16 protein-coding genes are annotated in these 19806 nt (G+C 75.0%); 8 read left to right on the top strand and 8 right to left on the bottom strand.

Going from position 1 to position 19806, the window contains the following annotated elements:
- Window positions 1–5 precede the first annotated feature (5 nt).
- The 5 genes from phnE (at window position 6) to O4J56_RS19645 (ending at window position 6491) form a co-directional block, all read left to right on the top strand.
- Complete coding sequence (gene phnE / locus O4J56_RS19665) at window positions 6–1793, top strand: phosphonate ABC transporter, permease protein PhnE (RefSeq protein WP_270687586.1); 1788 nt, start codon at window positions 6–8, stop codon at window positions 1791–1793.
- A gap of 230 nt (window positions 1794–2023) precedes the next feature.
- Entirely contained in the window at window positions 2024–2809 is a 786-nt protein-coding gene (locus O4J56_RS19660; protein ID WP_270687584.1) for a class I SAM-dependent methyltransferase, read from the top strand.
- A 286-nt stretch (window positions 2810–3095) separates the two neighbouring features.
- Window positions 3096–4157, top strand: coding sequence for an ATP-binding protein (locus O4J56_RS19655; protein ID WP_270687583.1), 1062 nt, complete (start codon window positions 3096–3098; stop codon window positions 4155–4157).
- A complete protein-coding gene (locus O4J56_RS19650) occupies window positions 4154–5965 on the top strand; it encodes a vWA domain-containing protein (protein ID WP_270687581.1) in 1812 nt (603 codons plus the stop codon). Before O4J56_RS19655 ends, O4J56_RS19650 begins: the two co-directional genes overlap by 4 nt.
- 43 nt (window positions 5966–6008) lie before the next feature.
- Window positions 6009–6491 carry a GNAT family N-acetyltransferase gene (locus tag O4J56_RS19645; RefSeq protein ID WP_270687580.1) on the top strand — a complete coding sequence of 161 codons (483 nt, stop codon included), beginning with the start codon at window positions 6009–6011 and terminating at the stop codon, window positions 6489–6491.
- 4 nt (window positions 6492–6495) lie between these two features.
- Here the strand turns inward: O4J56_RS19645 and O4J56_RS19640 are convergent, their stop codons facing one another.
- A complete protein-coding gene (locus O4J56_RS19640; RefSeq protein WP_270687578.1) occupies window positions 6496–7356 on the bottom strand; it encodes an alpha/beta fold hydrolase in 861 nt (286 codons plus the stop codon).
- Window positions 7357–7556: 200 nt separating this feature from the next.
- Between O4J56_RS19640 and O4J56_RS19635 the strand changes: the two genes are divergently transcribed.
- Complete coding sequence (locus O4J56_RS19635; RefSeq protein ID WP_270687576.1) at window positions 7557–7925, top strand: hypothetical protein; 369 nt, start codon at window positions 7557–7559, stop codon at window positions 7923–7925.
- A gap of 174 nt (window positions 7926–8099) precedes the next feature.
- On the opposite strand, the gene O4J56_RS19630 is transcribed toward O4J56_RS19635, so the two are convergent.
- From O4J56_RS19630 to O4J56_RS19620, 3 genes are read right to left on the bottom strand one after another with little or no spacing between them, the layout of a single operon-like run.
- A complete protein-coding gene (locus tag O4J56_RS19630) occupies window positions 8100–9275 on the bottom strand; it encodes an acyl-CoA dehydrogenase family protein (RefSeq protein WP_270687574.1) in 1176 nt (391 codons plus the stop codon).
- A gap of 5 nt (window positions 9276–9280) precedes the next feature.
- Window positions 9281–11461, bottom strand: a complete 2181-nt coding sequence (locus tag O4J56_RS19625; protein ID WP_270687573.1) for an acetyl/propionyl/methylcrotonyl-CoA carboxylase subunit alpha — start codon at window positions 11459–11461, stop codon at window positions 9281–9283.
- A gap of 27 nt (window positions 11462–11488) precedes the next feature.
- Window positions 11489–13099, bottom strand: coding sequence for a carboxyl transferase domain-containing protein (locus O4J56_RS19620; RefSeq protein WP_270687611.1), 1611 nt, complete (start codon window positions 13097–13099; stop codon window positions 11489–11491).
- Between the two features lie 144 nt (window positions 13100–13243).
- Here O4J56_RS19620 and O4J56_RS19615 point away from each other — a divergent pair, with 144 nt between their 5' ends.
- Complete coding sequence (locus O4J56_RS19615; protein WP_270687571.1) at window positions 13244–13825, top strand: SACE_7040 family transcriptional regulator; 582 nt, start codon at window positions 13244–13246, stop codon at window positions 13823–13825.
- A 315-nt stretch (window positions 13826–14140) separates the two neighbouring features.
- Here O4J56_RS19615 and O4J56_RS19610 read toward each other — a convergent pair whose 3' ends face one another.
- Window positions 14141–14653, bottom strand: coding sequence for a hypothetical protein (locus tag O4J56_RS19610; protein ID WP_270687569.1), 513 nt, complete (start codon window positions 14651–14653; stop codon window positions 14141–14143).
- Window positions 14654–14920: 267 nt separating this feature from the next.
- Between O4J56_RS19610 and O4J56_RS19605 the strand changes: the two genes are divergently transcribed.
- Window positions 14921–16270: an NAD(P)/FAD-dependent oxidoreductase gene (locus tag O4J56_RS19605; RefSeq protein WP_270687568.1), complete on the top strand. Its 1350-nt coding sequence runs from the start codon at window positions 14921–14923 to the stop codon at window positions 16268–16270.
- Between the two features lie 107 nt (window positions 16271–16377).
- On the opposite strand, the gene O4J56_RS19600 is transcribed toward O4J56_RS19605, so the two are convergent.
- The 3 genes from O4J56_RS19600 to O4J56_RS19590 all read right to left on the bottom strand — a co-directional run bounded on the left by O4J56_RS19600 (window position 16378) and on the right by O4J56_RS19590 (window position 18735).
- Complete coding sequence (locus O4J56_RS19600) at window positions 16378–16584, bottom strand: heavy-metal-associated domain-containing protein (RefSeq protein WP_270687567.1); 207 nt, start codon at window positions 16582–16584, stop codon at window positions 16378–16380.
- A 31-nt stretch (window positions 16585–16615) separates the two neighbouring features.
- A complete protein-coding gene (locus tag O4J56_RS19595) occupies window positions 16616–16903 on the bottom strand; it encodes a metal-sensitive transcriptional regulator (protein ID WP_017541090.1) in 288 nt (95 codons plus the stop codon).
- 365 nt (window positions 16904–17268) lie between these two features.
- Complete coding sequence (locus O4J56_RS19590; protein ID WP_270687565.1) at window positions 17269–18735, bottom strand: FGGY-family carbohydrate kinase; 1467 nt, start codon at window positions 18733–18735, stop codon at window positions 17269–17271.
- Window positions 18736–19806 lie beyond the last annotated feature (1071 nt).

Here is a 19806-nt window from a genome sequence, read left to right as displayed (position 1 = left end):
CTGCCATGGCGACCGCACCCGCCCCGCCCGCTCCGGCGCCCCCGCCCGGCGGCGCCCCGGCCGGAGGGCCCGGGCCGCGCACCCTGCCGCGCCCGCGCCCGGCCTCCGCCGCGGCCGCGCTGACCGGCGCCGCCCTGCTCGCCGCCGCCGTCTGGTCGCTCATCGACCTGCGGATCAACGTGGCCACCCTGGCCGACAGCGCGGGCAACGCCGCCGACTTCCTGTCCCGGATGCTGCCGCTGGACTTCCCGCCCCTGGCCGAGCTGGCGCCGCCGCTGCTGGAGACCCTGGCCATCGTCACCGCCGCCACCGTCCTGTCGGTGGTGCTGAGCGTCCCGCTGGCGGTGTGGGCGGCGGGCAACACCGCCCCCGGCCGCCCGGCGCGCGCCGCCGCGCGTGCGGCGATCGTCGTCGCCCGCGCCGTCCCCGACGTGGTGCTGGCCGTGCTCTTCTTCCGCATCCTGGGCTTCGGCGCCCTCACCGGGGTGCTGGCCATGGGCCTGCACTCGGTCGGCATGGTCGGCAAGCTCTACGCCGACGCCGTCGAGCAGATCGACGAGGGGCCGCGCACCGCCCTGCGCGCCGCGGGCGCGAGCCGCCTGCAGGAGCTGGTGGGCGGGGTGCTGCCGCAGGTGCTTCCCGCCTTCATCGCCACCGCGCTGCACCGCTTCGACGTGAACCTGCGCATCTCGGTCATCCTCGGGTTCGTCGGGGTGGCGGGCATCGGGCAGGAGATCAGCCACGCCCTCGGGCGCCTGGACTACCAGCGCGGCATGGCCCTGGCGGTCGTGGTGCTGGCGCTGTGCGTGGCCGTGGAGCTGGTGTCGGTCGCCGCCCGCCGCGCCCTGCTGCCCGGGACCGAGCAGCGGGCCGGCGGCCTGGCCCGCCTGGCCGCCCGGGTCGCACCCGCGCTGCGCGCCCGCCGCGCCGGGGCGCGCGACGCCGCCGAGGCGCCGGAAGGGGCGGCCGCCGCCGGGGCCGACCCGCGCGCCGCCTCCGCCGCGGCGTTGGCGTCCGGCCGGCTCACCCCCCGCTGGACCGCAGGGCGGGTACGCCGCGCCCTCGCCGTCGGGGCCGCCGCGGCCGCCGTCGCGGCCTCGGTCGCGGCCGTGGCCGCAGAGGCCGGTGCGGGGGGATCCCGCGCCCCGCTGGAGGCGCTGGCGCTGTTCTGGCCCCCGGAGGCCGGGGGCATCGGCGGCCGCCTGCTGGAGGGGCTGCTGCTGACCGTGCAGATCGCCTTCGCCGCCACGCTCCTCGGCGCCCTGCTCGCGCTCCCGGTCGGGGTGCTGGCCGCGCGCAACGTCGCCCCGAACTCCGGCGTCGCCCAGGCCTGCCGCATGTTCATCGTGGTGGTCCGGGGGGTGCCCGAGCTCATCCTGGCCATCGTGTTCGTGGTGATGATCGGGCTCGGGCCGGTCGCCGGGACGCTGGCGCTGTCCATCGGGGCGGTCGGACTGCTGGGCAAGCTCGTCGCCGACTCGGTCGAGGAGGTCGACCCCGGCCCGGAGCGCGCGCTGCGGGCGGTCGGGGCGTCCGGGCCGCAGGTGTTCCTGTCCGCGACGCTCCCGCAGGCGCTTCCCGCGTTCATCGGCCACCTGATGTACCAGCTCGACGTGAACATCCGGTCGGCCACCGTGCTGGGCATCGTCGGCGCGGGCGGCATCGGCTACGAACTGCTCAACGCGGCGCGCGTGCAGGAGTTCGGAACCGTCACCCTCATCACGCTCATGGTGTTCGCGGTGGTGATGGCGGTCGAGGCCCTGGCGGTCCGGCTGCGCCGCGCCGCCGCCTGAGGTGCGGCCCGAAATGTCCCGCGCCCAAGGGATTCCGGACACGGGGCGGGGGCGAGTAGGGTCACGGCCAGCGCCCGCCTTCCGCGCCCTCCCCCACGCACTGCGCGCCGCCCGTCCCCTCCGACGCGCGCGCATCCGGCCCGTGTCACTGCGGGCCTGTGCCGGGTCCGCGGTGGAGGATCGGATACGGGATCCGGTGGGCAGTGAGCATGTAAGAGGAGTTGAGAGTGATGCCCCAAAAGAAGGCGGGAGCGCTGACCGCCAACCGGTCCTCCCTCGTGCACAAGCTGCGCTACGCGCTGCGCAACCCGGCGCGGGTGGTGCCGTACGCCTCGCGGGCCCTGCGCGACGCCGTCCTGAGGGTCCGCCACCGGGGCGACCACGTCTCCTACTACCGGGCCGTGATGGCCTCGGACGCCGCGCGCGACCCGAAGGCCGCCGTGGGCAGCCAGTCGGAGAAGCGGTGGCTGGCGCTGGGCCAGATGCAGTTCGACTACCTGGTCGGGCACGGGCTGAGCCCGGAGCACCGGCTGCTGGACATCGGCTGCGGGAACCTGCGGGCGGGCTGGCGGTTCATCGAGTACCTCGACGAGGGCAACTACTACGGGATCGACATCTCGCCGGACATCCTGGCCTCGGCGACCGGTGTGCTGGCCGAGCGCGGGCTGCAGGCCAAGCTGCCGCACCTGACGCTCACCCGCGACCTGACCTTCTCCTTCCTGCCCGAGGGCAGGTTCGACGTGGTCCACGCGCACAGCGTCTTCTCGCACTCGCCGATCGAGGTCATCGACGAGGCCCTGGCGAACGTGGGGCGGATCCTCGCCCCGAAGGGGTTCTTCGACTTCACCTTCGACCGCACCGAGGGCGCCGAGCACCACGTCCTGAGGGAGGACTTCTACTACCGGACCGAGACGCTGGTCGCGCTCGCGGAGAAGCACGGCCTGTCGGCCCGGTTCATGGACGACTGGGAGGAGCTGCCGCACGGCCAGTCCAAGATCCGCGTCAGCGCGGAGTGACGCCACCGTGATGGCGCGATGACGGCCGCCTGATGGTCGCCTGAGGGCCGGACGGGCCGTCCCCGCACGCCCACCCGCATGTCCTGCCCCCCTCACCTCTGCCGGGAGGGGCGAAAACCGCTTGTGCCCGGGCGCCCTGCCGCCGCACCCTTGTGCGGGCCGCAGGGCGCCCGTGTGCGTCCGGCCCACGCCGCTTGAGGCGCGCCCCCATGCTCCGGGCCGCCCCTCCCGACTCCGTCCACCCTCCGCCCTTCTGCCTCCTCCGCACACGACAAGGAGCCCTTGCTTGCAGGCCGCCGTCACCGTCACGCCCGCGCGCGTTCCCGAACTCCTCCTGGGCCTGGCCACCGTGCGCCCCGTGTTCCTGTGGGGCGCGCCCGGCATCGGCAAGTCCTCACTGGTGCGGTCCTTCGCCGAGTCGCTGGGCCTGGAGTGCGTCAGCCTGCTCGGCACCCAGCTCGCCCCGGAGGACCTCATCGGGGTCCCGCAGATCCGCGACGGCCGCTCGGTGTTCTGCCCGCCCGAGGCCATCGCCCGCGACGAGCCCTACTGCCTGTTCCTCGACGAGCTCAACGCCGCCACCCCCGACGTGCAGAAGGCGTTCTACTCGCTGATCCTCGACCGGCGCATCGGCGGCTACGAGCTCCCCCGCGGCAGCATCGTCATCGGCGCGGGCAACCGCGCCTCCGACAACGCCCTGGCGCGCCCGATCGCCTCGGCCCTGGTCAACCGGCTCACCCACGTGCACCTGCGGGCCTCGGCCACCGACTGGCTCGCCTGGGCGTTCGGCAACGGCATCCACCCCTGGATCACGGACTACATCACCGACCGCCCGGACCACCTGTGGTCGGCACCGCCCAAGAGCGAGGAGCCGTTCTCCACGCCGCGCTCCTGGCACATGCTCTCCGACGCGCTGCACTCCTTCGGTGAGGACCTGGACGAGGAGACGCTCCAGGTCGTCGCGCACGGAACCCTCACCCCCGCGCACGCCACCGCGTTCTGCGGCTACGCCAAGATCGTGCGCAGCCGGTACGGCCTGGAGGCCGTCATCAAGGGCGACGCGCGCTGGCCCTCCTCGGTCGAGGACCGCGACCTGCTGTACTTCCTGGCGGAGTCGTTCCGCGGCCGCCTGGCCAAGGAGTTGCCCTCCTCCCGCGAGCACGCCTCCCCTTCGGCGATGCAGTTCGCCCACCGCGCCAAGTCGCTGCTGGTGCAGCTCGCCGAGATCTCCGTGGAGGTGGCGCGCACCGTCGTCGCCGAGGACGCGGACGGGGCGCCGCTGCTGCCGTCCTGGTTCCTGGTCGAGGCGGCGCGCGACATGCCGCGCCTGGCGGAGGCGCGGCGGTGAGCAGGCGCGGCCGGGGCGGCAAGGGCGGCCAGGCCGGGGCACGGCCCGACCCGGCCGCCAAGGCGTTCTTCGAGGGGGCCAGGATGGTCGCCGCGAACCGGGCGCTGGGGTCGATGGAGCCCCGGTACTGCCGCGAGGACTGCCGGGATGTGCCGCCCGACGGCTGGGCGGCGGTCGACTCCAACGGCACCGTGCACGTCCACCCCAGGCGCCTCGCCGACCCCCGCGAATGGGCCTGGGTGCTGGCGCACTGCCTGCTGCACCTGGGGTTCGGGCACGTCCCCGCGGCGGCGGAGGAGCGGGAACAGCCCGACCGCTTCGCCCTCGCCGCGCGCTGCGCCGTGGTCGTCCGCTTCCAGGCGACCTTCTCCGTGGGGTCCTCGCCGTTCCTGACGTCCCCCTCCGTCCCCGGCGGCGACGAGGAGGAGCTGGCCGAGCGCTGGCGCCGGGACGGCATTCCCGCCGGGCTGGAGGCGTGCGGGGTGGCCGGCGCGGGCGACGACCAGCTGCTGGTGCCGTGGCGGTCCTGGTACGACCCGCCCGACTGGGGCAAGGAGTTCGCGCACGGCCTGGCCCGCACCATGGGCGAGGCGATGGAGGACGCCGGGGCCCGCCCCGGGAGCCGCCCCAGGCGGCGGCACGAGCGCGACCCCTGGGAGCGCGCGCTGGGCTGGTTCGTGTCCTCCTACCCGCTGCTCGGCGGCATCGCCGCCGGTATGGAGGTCGTGGCCGACGCCGACCTCGCGCGCGCCCACGACATCTCCGTGGCCGCGGTGAACGCCTCCGCGGGCGAGATCTACGTCAATCCGCTGCGCCAGCAGACCGAGGGGGAATGGCGCTTCATCCTCGCCCACGAGATGCTGCACGCGGCCCTCAGGCACGCGGACCGGTGCGGCCCCAGGGACCACTTCCTGTTCAACGTGGCCTGCGATTACGTCATCAACGGGTGGCTGGTCGAGATGGGCGTGGGCGACATGCCCCAAGGGCTGCTGTACGACCCGCGGCTCGCAGGGATGTCGGCCGAGGAGGTGTACGACCGCATCGCCACCGACCGGCGGCGCATGCGGCGCATGGCCACGCTCCGGGGCAAGGGCGGGAGCGACGTGCTGGGCGAGCCGCTGCCGCACCGCCCCAAGGACTACGTCGACCTGGACGACTTCTACCGCCGCGGCCTCGTGCAAGGGCTGGAGCTGCACGTCAGCCAGGACCGGGGGCTGGTGCCGGTCGGGCTGGAGTCGGAGATCCGCGCCATCGCCCACCCCCCGCCGCCGTGGGACGTGCAGCTCGCGCGCTGGTTCGACGAGTTCGTGCCGCGCCCCGAGGCGGTGCGCAGCTTCGCCCGCCCGGCGCGTCGGCAGGCCTCCACCCCCGGCATCCCGCGCGCGGGATGGTACTTCCCGCCGGAGGAGATCGCGCGCTGCACGTTCGGCGTCGTCCTGGACACCTCGGGGTCGATGGGAACCCGGCTCATGGGCAAGGCGCTCGGGGCGATCGCCTCCTACGCCGAGGCGCGCGACGTGCCCGCCGCGCGCGTGGTCTTCTGCGACGCGGCGCCCTACGACGCGGGGTACCTGCAGCCCCACGAGATCGAGGGCCGTGTGCGCATCAAGGGCGGGGGCGGCACCGTGCTGCAGCCCGGGGTGGACCTGCTGCACGCAGCGGAGGACTTCCCGCCCGGGGCGCCGGTCCTCATCGTCACCGACACCGCGTGCGACGTGCTGCGGGTGCGGAGGGACCACGCCTACCTGGTGCCGAAGGGGGAGCGGCTTCCGTTCCGCCCCAATGGCCCGGTTTTCGAAGTGGTGTGAGCCCCGTGCGCACCTGTCCCCGGCGTCTGGTTCACTCGACCGCATGATCATTCGCCGTGTGCGTCCGGAGGAGTGGGAGGCGGTCGGGGACCTGCGGGTCGCCGCCTACGAGTCGGACGGGATGCTCAAGGCCGGCCCGGACTACGCCGAGGTGCTGCGCAGGCTCGGTGCCGACGGCGGGGAGGTGCTGGTGGCCGAGGACGCCGACGGCGCCCTGCTGGGCACGGTCATGCTGCAGGACTACCGGCCTTCGAGCGACGTCGCCCGCGCCCCGGAGGAGGCGGAGGTGCGCGCGCTCGCGGTCTCCCCGGCGGCGCGCGGGCGCGGCGTGGGCCGGGCCCTGGTGGAGGCGGTCGTGGAGCGCTCGGAGGCCCAGGGGGCGCACCGCGTGGTGCTGTCCACCCAGCCCACGATGGCCGCCGCGCAGCGCATCTATGAGCGGCGCGGGTTCCGGCGGCTGCCGGACCGCGACTGGGACCCCTTTCCCGGCCTCACCCTGCTGGCCTACGGGCTCGAACTGGGCTGACCTCTCAGCCCTCCCAGCCCTCCCGGCGGGGCCCTCCGGCCGTCCGGGCCGTCTGCAGGATCTCGGCGGCGACCCGGCGCGGGGCGTCGGCCATGGGGATGTGCCCGCAGCCCAGCAGCGACACCAGGCGGGCGTGCGGGATGCGGCGCAGCGCCGTGCGCGCCCCCGACGGGGGCAGCAGCCGGTCGCGGTCGCCCCAGGCCACCGTCACCGGGCACGGCACCTCGCGGTGGGAGAACCGGTACCCGGCCACCCGCGGTACCAGGCGCACGAACGGCGACCCGGCGCTGACCAGGGTCGCGTCGAAGGCCAGCCCCTGCGCGGCGGGCGAGGAGGGGTCGCCGCGCAGCACCCGGCGGGCGATCGAGCGGGCGGGCGGGCTGGTGGCGGCGGCAACCCGCACCGGCTCGGGGACCAGCCCGGCCACGCGCGCACCGGCCGCCAGTGCCCGCAGGCCCGCGTGGCTCCCGGTGGGGGCGAACCCGACGGGGGAGAACGCGGTCACCGAGGCCGCCGCCCCGCGCGCGCCCAGCTCCAGGGCGATCGCCCCGCCCAGGGAGTTGCCCACCACGTGGGGCCGCTCGACGCCGAGCCCGGCGCACATCCGCCCGACGGTGTCGACGAGCCAGTCCACGTCGTAGGGGGCGCCCGGGGCGGGCGCGGTGGACTGGCCGAAGCCCGGCAGGTCCAGGGCGATCAGCTCGTGGTGCGGTGCGAGCTCGCGCATCACCGGGTACCAGGTCTGGCGCCGGTGGCCGATCCCGTGCAGGAGCACCACGGGCGAGCCCCGGCCGACGCGGTCGTAGGCGATGCGGGGCGCGTCGGCGCGGTCGGGCGCGGGGGCGGTCCCGGCGGGAGTGGACACGGTCGCCTGTTCCCTTCCAGCGGCACGTGCCGCGAAAACGTTGTCAATGCCCATTGTTGCAGTCGTGGGTGCGTGCGGGGGCCGCCGGGTCGGTCAGGGCGACCGGCGCGGCCCCGGGCGCGCACCGCCACGCAGCGTGGCCGGGCGTGCGTGACGCGGAGACGATGGAACGCGTGTGGGCCCGCGCGCATCGCAGTTGTATGACATCTCCGCGTTTCCTCCTCGCCGCGACGGTCCTCGGTGTCGCCATGGCGTTCACCGTGCCCGTCCCGGCGCCGGCCTCGGCGGCCGGGGCTCCTCCGGCCGTGGTCCCTGCGGCCGGTACCGCCACCACCGGGGGAGCCGCGGTCGATGAGGAGGGCGCCACCGCCCTCGCGGCGGTGGACGGCACCGGGGACGGGGAGGAGGCCGAGGACGTCGCCTTCCCCTGGGCGGCCGTGGGCACCATCGTGCTCGTCGTGGCGGGCATCGGATTCCGCGCCTGGCAGATGTTCGGCCGGAGGTCCAAGAGGTCCTCGGGCGCCGAAAGCCCCACCGCCCGGAACGTCGAGCGGCCACGCGACGGCTGACGCACCTGACGCACCGCCCCCCCGCTGAGGAGGTGGCGGAGGACCCGGTGCCCGTTGTCGGGCGGCCCGGGATGAATGCGGCCGTACCGGCACAGTCGCCGCCCCGGCGGGGTGTCGGCGGCACGGCCGACACCCCGCCGGGGCGGACGGGTCCGAACCGGGGCTGGTGGGCCCCTACGCGGGAAGCCCCAGCTCCCTCGCGATGAGCATCCTCTGGACCTCGCTGGTCCCCTCGCCCACCTCCAGGATCTTGGCGTCGCGGTAGAAGCGGCCCACCGCGTACTCGTTCATGAAGCCGTAGCCGCCGAACACCTGGGTGGCGTCCCGTGCGTTGTCCATCGCCGCGTTCGAGGACACCAGCTTGGCGATGGCGGCCTCCTTCTTGAACGGCTCGCCCGCCAGCATCTTCCGGGCCGCCTCGTAGTAGGCCAGCCGCGCGGTGTGCGCCCGGGCCTCCATGTCGGCGATCTTGAACTGGATCGCCTGGTAGCCGCCGATGGCCGAGCCGAACGCCTCCCGCTCGCCCGCGTAGCGCAGGCTCTCGTCGACGCACCCCTGGGCCAGCCCCACCGACAGCGCGGCGATCGCGATCCGCCCCTCGTCCAGGATGCGCAGGAACTGGGCGTAGCCCCGCCCCCGCTCGCCCACCAGGTTCTCCTCCGGCACCCGGCAGTCCTGGAAGACCAGCTCACGGGTGTCCGAGGCGCTCCAGCCCACCTTGGAGTACTTCTGCCCGACGGTGAACCCGGGCGTGCCCGAGGGCACCAGGATCGTCGAGATCTCCGGCCGCCCGTCCGGCTTGCGGCCGGTCACCGCCGTCACCGTCACCAGCGCGGTGATGTCGGTGCCGGAGTTGGTGATGAAGGACTTGGTGCCGTCGATGACCCACCGCCCCTCCTCCAGGCGCGCGGTGGTGCGGGTGGCGCCCGCGTCCGACCCGCCGCCCGGCTCGGTCAGGCCGAAGGCGCCCAGCGCCTCGCCCGAGCACAGGCGCGGCAGCCACTCCTCGCGCTGCTTGTCGGTGCCGAACCGGAAGATCGGCATGGCGCCCAGCGACACCCCCGCCTCCAGGGTGATCGCCACCGAGGAGTCGGCGCGGGCCAGCTCCTCCAGGGCCAGGCACAGGGCGAAGTAGTCCCCGCCCATGCCCCCGTACTCCTCCGGGAACGGCAGCCCGAACAGGCCCATCCGCCCCATCTTGGCCACGATGTCGTAGGGGAAGGCCCCCTTCTCGTAGTAGTCGCCGATGACCGGCGCCACCTCGTCGCGCGCGAAGGCCTCGACGGTGCGGCGCAGTTCCTCGTGCTCGGCGGAGAGCGGGCCGGATCCGGTGCTGCTCGTGCTGGTCATGGCGGTCACTCCTGGGTCGGGGAGTCGGTGTCGGTCTCCCGCGGGGTCTCCGCGGCTTCCGGTGCGACGGTGGCCAGGACGGCGTCCATGGCCACCGCGTCGCCGGGGCGCACCACCACTTCGGCGACGGTCCCGTCGACGGGGGCGGTCACCGCGTGCTCCATCTTCATCGCCTCCACGACGACGACGGGGCTCCCGGCCTCCACCCGGTCGCCCACGGCGACGGGCACGGCCAGCACGGTGCCGGGCATGGGGCTGCGCAGCGTGCCGTCCCCGGCCGCCGCGGGGCCCCGCATCGGCGCGATGGCGGGGGCGTCGGTGAACGACCAGGCGGCCCCGGCGCGGCCGAGCCACAGCTCGCCGCCCGCCGACGCGCGCTCGTAGCGGACGGTGCGCCCCTCGGAGGCGACGGTCAGCGACCGCCCGTCCGGCGACCGGTGGGCGGTGGCCCGCCCGGGCCCGGCGCCGGTCCCACCCCCGGGCCCGGCGCCCTCCACCCGCAGCTCGTAGTCGACCGGGGCGCCGGGCGCCGCGTCCGGCCCGGACAGCCGCCGCACCTGGACCGCGACCGGGTCGCGGCCGGGCGCCCGCAGCCGCCAGGTGGTCCAGGCGTGCTCGCCGGGGCGCCACCCGGTGGGCAGGTCGAACGGGTCGGCGCCGGGCCCCTCGGGCTCCAGGCCGAGCTGGTGGTCCAGCGCCGCGGCCGCGTACACCTCCGCCGGAACGGCGGCGTCCCCGCCGGGCGCCAGCTCGGGGCGGAGCAGCTCGGTCAGCCCGGTGGTCAGGTCCCCGGCGGCCACCGCCGGGTGGGCGACCAGCGCCCGCAGGAACGCCACGTTGGTGCCGCAGCCCAGCAGCGTGTACCGGCTCAGGGCGGCGTCCATCCGGTGCAGCGCCGCGGCCCGGTCCGCCGCCCAGACGACGACCTTGGCCAGCATCGGGTCGTAGGCGGAGGTGACCTCGGTGCCCTCGTCCAGCCCCGAGTCCACCCGCACGTGCGCGCCCTCCGGCTCGTCCAGGCGCAGCACGGTGCCGCCGGTGGGCAGGAAGTCGCGGGCCGGGTCCTCGGCGTAGACGCGGCTCTCCACCGCGTGCCCCTCCAGGCCGACGTCGGCCTGGGCGAACGGCAGCGGCTCGCCCTGGGCCACGCGCAGCTGCAGCTCCACCAGGTCCACCCCGCGGCGCCCGGCGACGGCCACCACCTCCTCGGTGACCGGGTGCTCCACCTGCAGCCGGGTGTTCATCTCCAGGAAGGCGAACTCCACCTCGCCTGAACCGCCGGAGGGGGCGTCCTGCACGATGAACTCGACGGTGCCCGCGCCCACGTACCCGCAGGCCTTGGCGGCGGCGACCGCCGCCTCGCCCATGGCGGCCCGCAGGCCGGGGCCGACCATCGGGGAGGGCGCCTCCTCGACGATCTTCTGGTGCCGCCGCTGCAGGCTGCACTCGCGCTCGCCCAGGTGCAGCACGGTGCCGTGGGCGTCGGCCAGCACCTGCACCTCGATGTGCCGGGGCCGGTCCACGTACCGCTCCACCAGCAGGGTGGCGTCGCCGAACGCGGCCGCGGCCTCCCGGCGCGCCGCCGCGGCGGCGTCCACCAGGCCGGCCGGGTCGCGCACCAGCCGCATGCCCTTGCCGCCGCCGCCCGCCGAGGGCTTGATGAGCAGCGGGTACCCGGCCTTGTCGGCCGCCGCGGCCAGGTCGGCGTCGGACATCGGCGCCCCGGGCTCCTCGGCGAAGCCGGGCAGCAGCGGCACCCCCGCCCGCGCGACCGCCTCCTTGGCGCGGATCTTGTCGCCCATCGCCTCGATCGCCTCGGGCGGCGGGCCGACGAACACCAGCCCCGCCTCGGCGCACCGGCGGGCGAAGGCGGCGTTCTCCGACAGGAAGCCGTACCCCGGGTGCACCATCGTGGCCCCGGCGCGCCGGGCGGCGTCGATGATCGCGGGCCCGTTCAGGTAGCTGTCGGCCAGGGCGGCCCCGCCGATGCGCACCGCCTCGTCGGCCTCGCGCGTGTGCCGCGCCCCGGCGTCGCCGTCGCTGTAGACCGCGACCGAGCGCATGCCCAGGCGGCGCAGCGTGCGCATGATGCGCACCGCGATCTCGCCGCGGTTGGCCACCAGGACCGACGGCGCGGTGCCCGGCCGGCAGGCCCGGGAGCGCTCGCGGGGGTCGGTCGTCGTCATCGTCCACCTCTCATCGTCCACGCCCGCTCACATCCGGAAGACGCCGTAGCCCACCGGCTCCAGGGGGGAGCGGCGGGCGGCCGACAGGGCCAGGCCCAGCACGGTGCGGGTGTCGGCGGGGTCGATCACGCCGTCGTCCCACAGCCGGGCGGTGGAGTAGTAGGGCTCGCCCTGGTGCTCGTACTGGTCGCGCACCGGCTGCTTGAAGCGTTCCTCCTCCTCGGCGGTCCACTCCTCGCCGCGGGCGTCCTTCTGGTCGCGGCGCACCGTGGCCAGCACCGAGGCGGCCTGCTCGCCGCCCATGACGGAGATGCGGGCGTTGGGCCACATCCACAGGAAGCGGGGGGAGTAGGCGCGGCCGCACATGCTGTAGTTGCCCGCGCCGAAGGAGCCGCCGATGACGACGGTGAACTTGGGGACGCGCGCGCAGGCCACGGCGGTGACCATCTTGGCGCCGTGCTTGGCGATGCCCCCGGCCTCGTAGTCGCGGCCCACCATGAACCCGGAGATGTTCTGCAGGAACAGCAGCGGGATGCGGCGCCGGTCGCACAGCTCGATGAAGTGGGCGCCCTTCATGGCCGACTCGGCGAACAGGATGCCGTTGTTGGCGACGATGCCCACCGGGTGGCCGTGGATGTGCGCGAAGCCGGTGACCAGCGTGGTGCCGTACTCGGCCTTGAACTCGGTGAACTCGCTGGCGTCGACGACGCGCCCGATGACCTCGCGCACGTCGTAGGGGGTGCGGGTGTCGGTGGGGACGATGCCGTAGAGCTCGTCGGGGTCCAGTGCGGGGGGCCGGGACTCGCGGCGCTCCCAGGCGGGCTCGTCGCGTGGGCCGAGGGTGGCGGCGATGTCGCGGACCATGGACAGCGCGTGCGCGTCGTCGTCGGCGAGGTGGTCGGTCACCCCGGACACGCGCGAGTGCAGTTCGCCGCCGCCGAGCTCCTCGGCGCTGACGACCTCGCCGGTGGCGGCCTTCACCAGGGGCGGGCCGCCGAGGAAGATGGTGCCCTGCTCGCGGACGATGACCGCCTCGTCGCTCATCGCGGGCACGTAGGCGCCCCCGGCGGTGCACGAGCCCAGGACGGCGGCGATCTGCGGCACGCCCTCGGAGGAGAGGGTGGCCTGGTTGTAGAAGATGCGCCCGAAGTGGTCGCGGTCGGGGAAGACGTCGTCCTGCATGGGCAGGAACGCGCCGCCGGAGTCGACCAGGTAGACGCAGGGCAGCCGGTTCTGCCGGGCGACCTCCTGGGCGCGCAGGTGCTTCTTGACGGTCATCGGGTAGTAGGTGCCGCCCTTGACGGTGGCGTCGTTGGCGACGACCACCACCTCGCGCCCGGCCACGCGGCCCACGCCGGTGATGATCCCGGCGGCGGGGGCGTCGTGGCCGTCCTCGCCGTACAGGCCCCAGGCGGCCAGCGGGGACAGCTCCAGGAAGGGGGAGCCGGGGTCGAGCAGCGCGCGCACGCGTTCGCGGGGCAGCAGCTTGCCGCGCTCGACGTGCCGGATGCGGGTCTTCTCGGGCCCGCCGAGCGCGGCGCGGGCGATGCGCTCGCGCAGCTCGGCGGCGAGGGCGCGGTTGGCCTCGGCGTTGGCGGCGAACGCTGCGCCGCCGGTGTCCACCGCCGAGGAGAGCACGGGTGCCCTGCTCATCGGTTCCCCTCTGTGTTAATGGCCGCTAACATCGTCGATGTTAGTGATGACTAACATCGGTGTCCAGCGTCACACCGTCCGGGGCCGGTACGATCCTCCGGCGCGGACGGCGATCGAGGGGAGCGGGCCATGGCCGAGCGGGCGGCGGCGGGCTCCCGCCGCGCCGCGATCCTGCGGGCGGCCGCGGGGCTGTTCGCCGCGCGCGGCTACCACGGGGCCTCCATCGAGGACCTGGGGCGCGCGGTCGGCACCACCGGGCCGGCGCTGTACCGGCACTTCCCCGGCAAGGAGGCGCTGCTGGCGGCGATGCTGCTGGAGGTCAGCGAGCGCCTGGCCGAGCAGGGCGAGCGCGTGGTGGCCGGCGCGGCCGGGCCCGAAGAGGCCCTGGAAGGGCTGTTGCGCGGGCACATCGCCTTCGCCCTGGGGGAGCCCGCGCTGATCACCGTGCACGACCGCGAGCTGGACAACGTGCCCGAGCCGGAGCGGCGCCGGATCCGGCGGCTCCAGCGCGGCTACGCCGAGGAATGGGTGGGCGTGCTCGCCCGCCTGCGGCCCGCCCGGGGGCGGCTGGCCCTGCGCGCGGCGGTGCACGCGGCCTTCGGGCTGCTCAACTCGACCCCGCACAGCGCGGGCGAGCTGGCGCCGGACGCGATGGCCGAACTGCTCTTCCGCATGGGCCGGGCGGCCCTGCTGGTCGACGAGGGGGAGTAGAGGGGGTAGCGGGCCTGCGACTCGCCCAATGCGTCTCCGAGGGCGGAGGGGTCCGCCGCCGCCTCCGCCGCCGACCGCCGCCCCCGTGTCGTTGATCTCGGGGAAGCCGGGGTAAAAACGGACAGCATAAGCCCGACTTCCCCGAGATCAACGCCGAGCACACCCGCCTATCCGCGCGGGTCTTAACGCCTGCCTCAGTGCCGCCCGCGAAGACGAACCTCCCCGCCGCGTCGGGCGGCGGCCGACCGGTTCCCCGGCATACGACGGCCGACCGGGCGCAGGTCGCGCCCGGTCGGCCCTCAGCTGTGGTCGGAGTTAGGGCAGGGCGCCCGTGACGCCGTCCACCGCTCCGGTGTCCACGCCCTCGGTGACGCCGTCCACCGCGCCGGTGTCGACCCCGCCGGTGGCGCCTTCCACCGTGCCCAGGGCGTCGCCGAGCGCTTCGAGGTCGGCCGTGCCCGCGGCCTCGCACAGGGTCTTGACCGCTGCGTCCAGCTCGGCCTGGGCGTCACCGGCCGCGTCCGTGGCCGCGTCGCCGCCCGCGTCCGCCTCGGCGTCGCCCTCGGCGGGCTCGGTCTCGGCGCCCGCCTCGGCCCCGGCGTCGCCCTCGGCGTCGGCCGCGGCCTCACCCTCGGCGCCGGCCTCGCCCTCCACCTGCGCCGCAGCGTCGCAGACGGCGGTGATCGCCGCGATCAGGTCGGTGTCCGGTGCCTGCGTGCGGTGGCCGTCGTAGCCGTCGTACCCGTCCGCCGATGCGACGGTCGCGCCCGCGCACACCAGGCCGCCGGTCATCAGGGCGACGGCCGCCGCCTTGCTGACACGCTTCATGGTCTCCCCTATCTCGGGTCGTATGGATCCGGGAGATCGGCGGGAACGGGGCCCACCGATCACGTTCCGATATCAAATCGTAACTCTGTGTGACCATAGACGGGTCATCTGAGGCTGAACCTCCGGTATCGGAATCCGACCATCCGCAAATCACGGCCAAAAGGTGTGCTCCGCTGGCGCGTCGCCCTCCCCGGCGGCGCGCGACGGGATTAGTTTCGGCAGGGGGGCGCCCGGGCAGCGGGCCGTCGAAGGGGGAGTGGTTCGGCTATGGCACGTCCCAGGATCGTGGTGATCGGCGCGGGGTTCGCGGGCCTGCACGCGCTGCGCCGCCTGGAGCGGCGCATCCCGAGGGCGGCCGCGGAGATCGTCCTCGTCGCGCCCAACGACTACATGCTCTACAGTCCGCTGCTGCCGCAGGTCGCCTCCGGCCTGCTCACGCCGCAGTCGATCGCGGTGTCCCTGCACCGGGTGCTGCGCCGCACGCGCATGGTGCCCGGCACCGCCATGGGGATCGACACCGCCGACCGCACCGTCGTCATCGAGAAGATCAACGGCGAGAAGAGCACCGAGCGCTACGACCGCCTCGTCCTGGCACCCGGCAGCCTCACCCGGGCCTTCGACATCGCCGGGCTGCGCGAGCACGCGTTCGGCAACAAGAACCTGGCCGAGGCGGTGGTCCTGCGCGACCACGTGCTGGCCCAGCTCGAACTCGCCAACGCCAGCGACGACCCGGTCGAGCGCGAGGAGCGGTGCCGCTTCATCGTCGTCGGCGGCGGCTACACCGGCGTGGAGACCGCCGCCTCCCTGGAGCGGCTCACCGAGGACATGGCGCGCCGCTACCCCGAGCTGCGCTCGCTGATCAGCTGGCACCTGGTGGACATCGCCCCGCACATCCTGCCCGAGCTGGGCACCAAGCTCGGCGACGAGGCCCTGGACCTGCTGCGCGGCATGGGCATCGAGGTCAAGCTGGGGGTGTCGGTCAAGGAGGTCACCGAGAACCGGGTGACGCTCACCGACGACCGGGTGCTGCCCTGCCGCACCCTCATCTGGACCGCGGGCACCACGCCGAGCCCGCTGATGGGGACCCTCGACGGGGAGACCGACCGGGGGCGGCTGGTCGTGGGGGCGGACATGGCGGCCGAGGGCCTGGACGGGGTGTTCGCCCTGGGGGACGCCGCCGCGGTCCCCGACCTGGTGAAGGAGGGCGGCGCCTACTGCCCGCCCACCGCGCAGTTCGCCCAGCGGCAGGGGGTGGTGGCCGCCGACAACGTGGTGGCCTCGCTGCTCGGGCGGCCGCTCACCCCGTTCGTGCACAAGGACATGGGGCTGGTGGTCGACCTGAGCGGCAAGGACGCGCTGGCCAAGCCGCTGGGGTACGAGCTGAGCGGGCTACCGGCGCTGGGCGTTACGCGCGCCTACCACCTGGCGGCGGTGCCGTCGGCGCCGTCGCGGGCGCGCGTGCTGGCCAACTGGGTGATCGACGGGATCCTCGGCGGCGAGGTGGCGCGCCTGGGGTTCCACCACGGAAAGCCGTCGGCGTTCGTGGACATCGAAGGCGACCACTACCTGGACGGTGCGACGGCCAAGGCGGAGGCGAAGCGGCTGGCGGACGCCTGACGGGCGGGGCGGGCGCCTGACGGGCGGGGGCGGCGCACCGGCCCCCGAAACGACGGCGCGCCCGCCGGGCGGGCGGGCGCGCGGGTCGGTCGCCGCGGGGAGCCGGGTCAGCCGGAGATGGTGTACCCGGCCTCGTCGACGGCGGCCGCGAGGCGGTCGGCGGGGATGGGCTCGTCACTGGTGATGTCCACGCGCCCGCTCTGGAGGTCGACCTCGACCGAGGTGACCCCCGGGATCTCGCCGACCTCTTCCTTGACCGAGCTCACGCAGTGCTCGCACGTCATGCCGCTGACCGTGATGGTGGTGCCGGCCATTGGGGGCCTCCTCAGTCCGTTGGCTCCGGGGTCAGGAGCGCACCAGGCGGGCGATGGCCTCGGACGCCTCGCGCACCTTCTCGTCGGCCTCCTCGCCGCCGTTGGCGACGGCGTGCCCGACACAGTGCTTGAGGTGCTCGTCCAGCATCGACAGGGCGAACGACCGCAGCGCCTTGTTGACCGCGGCGGTCTGGGTCAGGATGTCGATGCAGTAGTTGTCGTCCTCGACCATCCGCTGCAGTCCGCGGACCTGGCCCTCGATCCTGCGCAGCCGGTTGATGTGGCTCTGCTTGTCATCGTGGTAGCCATAGGTCGCCATCCGGGTGCTCCCCTGCTCGTCAGTGACTGCGTCCATCAATATACCCCCTCGCGGTATTCAACCTCGCGTTGTCGGCCGACATTCCGCGCGGTGCAACCCTATGGCGCCAGGAGGAACGGGACATACCGGCGAACGCGGGGCGGCGGGGCCGACCGGAGCCGGGGGCGGCCGAAGGCGTCAGCCGGCTGCCGCCGCGGCCGTGCCCGCGCCCACGTCCGCGTCCTCCCCGGGGCGCCGGCGGCAGGGGTGGGTCGAGGCCGGAGTCCCAGCCGACCGCGGCCGTGCCCGTGCCCGTGCCCGTACCCGCGTCCTCCTCGCGGCAGCGGCGGTGGGGCCGACCAGAGCCGAGGCCTCGGCCAGGGATCTCAGCCGAGCGCGGCCGCGGCCGTGGCCGCGTCCTCCTCCCACAGGGGGCGCGACGCCTCCAGGCGGGCCAGGTAGCGGCGGTAGCCCGCGTCATAGTGGTCGACCAGGGCGCCGGGCGGATCGGCCGACACAGGGGCGTCCGTCCACGCCGCCTCGTCCACGTCGGCGCCCAGCGTGCGCAGGCCCGCCAGGACGGCCCCGCGCGCACCGGCCTGCGCGCCCGGCGCCAGGGCCACGGGCCGCCCGAGGACCGCGGAGAACACCTCCACCCACGCGCGGCTGCGGGCGCCCCCGCCGCACAGGGTCAGGCGCCCCTCCAGGCCGGCGGCCTCCAGGCAGTGCCGGGCGGCGAAGGCGATCCCCTCGCACATCGCGCGGACCACGTCGGCGGGGCCGTGGTGGAGGCTGAGGCCGTCCAGCTCCCCGCGGGCATAGGGCGCCACGAACGGGGCGCGCTCGCCCGACGGGGCCAGGTAGGGCAGGACGCGCAGGCCGCGCGCCCCCGGCGGCGAGCCCTCCAGCAGGGACTCCAGGTCCTCCACGGGGCGGCCGGTCAGGCGCAGGGCCCAGTCCAGGCCGGCCGTGCCCACCATGGCGGGCATCGCGCGCAGGTAGGAGCCCTCGCCCGTGGCCAGCGACATCCCGGCGCGGGTGCCGGTGGTGTCCACCTCGGTGCGGGCCACCTGGCAGGCCAGGGTGGTGCCGACGATGAGCAGGCCGTCGCCGGGCCGGACCACCCCGGCCCCGCGGGCGCAGGCGGGCAGGTCGTAGGGGCCGGAGGAGACCGGGGTGCCCTCGGGCAGGCCGGTCAGCGCGGCCCCTTCGGCGTCGAGCGGGGCGAGCGGCGGCCCGGTGTGCACCGGGGGCAGGAGGCCGGCGCGGTGCTCCAGGCCGGTGGCGCGCAGCGCGGCGGAGGTGTAGCCCGCGGGGGTGCCGCCGAAGGGCATCGAGGCCTCGGAGGGGTCGGTGGCGCGGACGCCGGTGAGGCGCTGGAACACCATGTCCTTGCAGTACGCGGCGGTGGTGGCGCGGTCCAGAGCGTCCGGCTCGTGGCGGTCGGCCCAGGCGAGCAGGGCGGCCTGGGCGCCGGGGAACAGGGCGCCGCCGGTGGCGGCGAACACGTCGTCGGCCGCGCCGCTGCGCTCCCATTCGGTGATGATCCCGGCGGCGCGGCCGTCCATCCAGGACAGGGCGCGGCGGACGGGGTGGCCGCGCTCGTCAAGCAGCCAGAGCCCGTCGCCCTGCCCGGTGAGGGCGAGGAGCCGGACGGGTTCGTCCAACCGCGCGGCGAGGGCGCGCACGACGGTGCCGACGGAGGCGGCGACCGCCCCGGCGTCCTGCTCGACGTGCCCGGGGGCGGGGTGTTCGAGCTCCGTGGGAACGGAGGCGGTATCGACCTCGCGCCCTCGGGAGTCGAACGCCACCGCCTTGGTGAGCGAGGTGCCCACGTCCACTCCGATGTCCATCCGCCGCCACCGCTCCATCAAAATGTGTGTGAACTTAACATCAATGTTGACGAGTTATTTGTACGGTTATGCCCCAGGTCACGTCAAGCCTCGCACCCGCCCTTCGGAGTGAGGGCGGCGACGAGAGGGCGGGGACCCACGCGGTAGCGCTGTCGGCCGCGGCGCGTGTGCACGGTCACCGTGATGGGCAGCGACGGCCAGAGCAGGGCGGTTCCCCTGGCCGTGCCTGCCGTCCGCCGGGTCGCTCGCGGTCCGGGCGGGGCGGCTGAGCAGGTACCCCGCTTACGGGTCCCGGCCGGGCGGCGGGCCGCCGGGGTGTGAGGTGGAGGGCGGCGACGACGAAGGTCAGCGGCCCGTACCGCAGCGCTGTCGGGCGCGGCGCGTGTGCATGGTGACCGTGATGGGCAGCGACGGCCAGAGCGGGGCGACTGAGCAGGTACCCCGCTTACGGGGCCCCGGCCGGGCGGCGGGCCGCCGAGGCGCGGCGTCAAAGGCGGCGACGAGGACAGGTCGGCGGCCCGCACTGCAGCGCTGTCGGCCGCGGCGCGTATGCATGGTCACCGTGATGGGCAGCGACGGCCAGAGCTGGGCGGTTCCCCGGCCCTGCCTGCCGTCCGTCTGGCTGCTCCCGGTCCGGGTGGGGCGGCTGAGCAGGTACCCCGCTTACGGGCCCCGGCCGGGCGGCGGGCCGCCGGGGTGTGAGGTGGAGGGCGGCGACGACGAAGGTCAGCGGCCCGTACCGCAGCGCTGTCGGGCGCGGCGCGTGTGCATGGTGACCGTGATGGGCAGCGACGGCCAGAGCCGGGCGGTTCCCTGGCCCTGCCTGCCGTCCGCCGGGTCGCTCGCGGTCCGGGCGGCAGCGCGGCACTGGAGGCGCGTGCCCGCCCGCGCTCGTGGCGCCCGCACCCCCGGTGCCGTCCCCTCGTTGATCTCGGGAAAAACGCCCCTACCGGGCCGGCTTTAGCGTCGTTTCTCCCGAGATCAACGAGGGGGTAGCGGTGCGGGGGCGCGCTGTCGTTGATCTCGGGGAAGTCGGGCTTATCGTGTCCGGTTTAACCCCGGGTTCCCCGA

It is taken from the genome of Nocardiopsis endophytica, from assembly GCF_027706725.1.
Classification (GTDB): domain Bacteria; phylum Actinomycetota; class Actinomycetes; order Streptosporangiales; family Streptosporangiaceae; genus Nocardiopsis_A; species Nocardiopsis_A endophytica.
The sequence above is the reverse complement of the archived record's forward strand: the minus strand, read 5'-3'. Positions and strand labels throughout refer to the sequence as shown.

Coding starts and splice junctions, on each gene's coding strand:
- phnE (WP_270687586.1), top strand. CDS start 6: ATGGCGACCGCACCCGCCCCGCCCGCTCCGGCGCCCCCGCCCGGCGGC.
- O4J56_RS19660 (WP_270687584.1), top strand. CDS start 2,024: ATGCCCCAAAAGAAGGCGGGAGCGCTGACCGCCAACCGGTCCTCCCTC.
- O4J56_RS19645 (WP_270687580.1), top strand. CDS start 6,009: ATGATCATTCGCCGTGTGCGTCCGGAGGAGTGGGAGGCGGTCGGGGAC.
- O4J56_RS19635 (WP_270687576.1), top strand. CDS start 7,557: ATGACATCTCCGCGTTTCCTCCTCGCCGCGACGGTCCTCGGTGTCGCC.
- O4J56_RS19630 (WP_270687574.1), bottom strand. CDS start 9,275: ATGACCAGCACGAGCAGCACCGGATCCGGCCCGCTCTCCGCCGAGCAC.
- O4J56_RS19625 (WP_270687573.1), bottom strand. CDS start 11,461: ATGACGACGACCGACCCCCGCGAGCGCTCCCGGGCCTGCCGGCCGGGC.
- O4J56_RS19615 (WP_270687571.1), top strand. CDS start 13,244: ATGGCCGAGCGGGCGGCGGCGGGCTCCCGCCGCGCCGCGATCCTGCGG.
- O4J56_RS19610 (WP_270687569.1), bottom strand. CDS start 14,653: ATGAAGCGTGTCAGCAAGGCGGCGGCCGTCGCCCTGATGACCGGCGGC.
- O4J56_RS19605 (WP_270687568.1), top strand. CDS start 14,921: ATGGCACGTCCCAGGATCGTGGTGATCGGCGCGGGGTTCGCGGGCCTG.
- O4J56_RS19600 (WP_270687567.1), bottom strand. CDS start 16,584: ATGGCCGGCACCACCATCACGGTCAGCGGCATGACGTGCGAGCACTGC.
- O4J56_RS19595 (WP_017541090.1), bottom strand. CDS start 16,903: ATGGCGACCTATGGCTACCACGATGACAAGCAGAGCCACATCAACCGG.
- O4J56_RS19590 (WP_270687565.1), bottom strand. CDS start 18,735: ATGGACATCGGAGTGGACGTGGGCACCTCGCTCACCAAGGCGGTGGCG.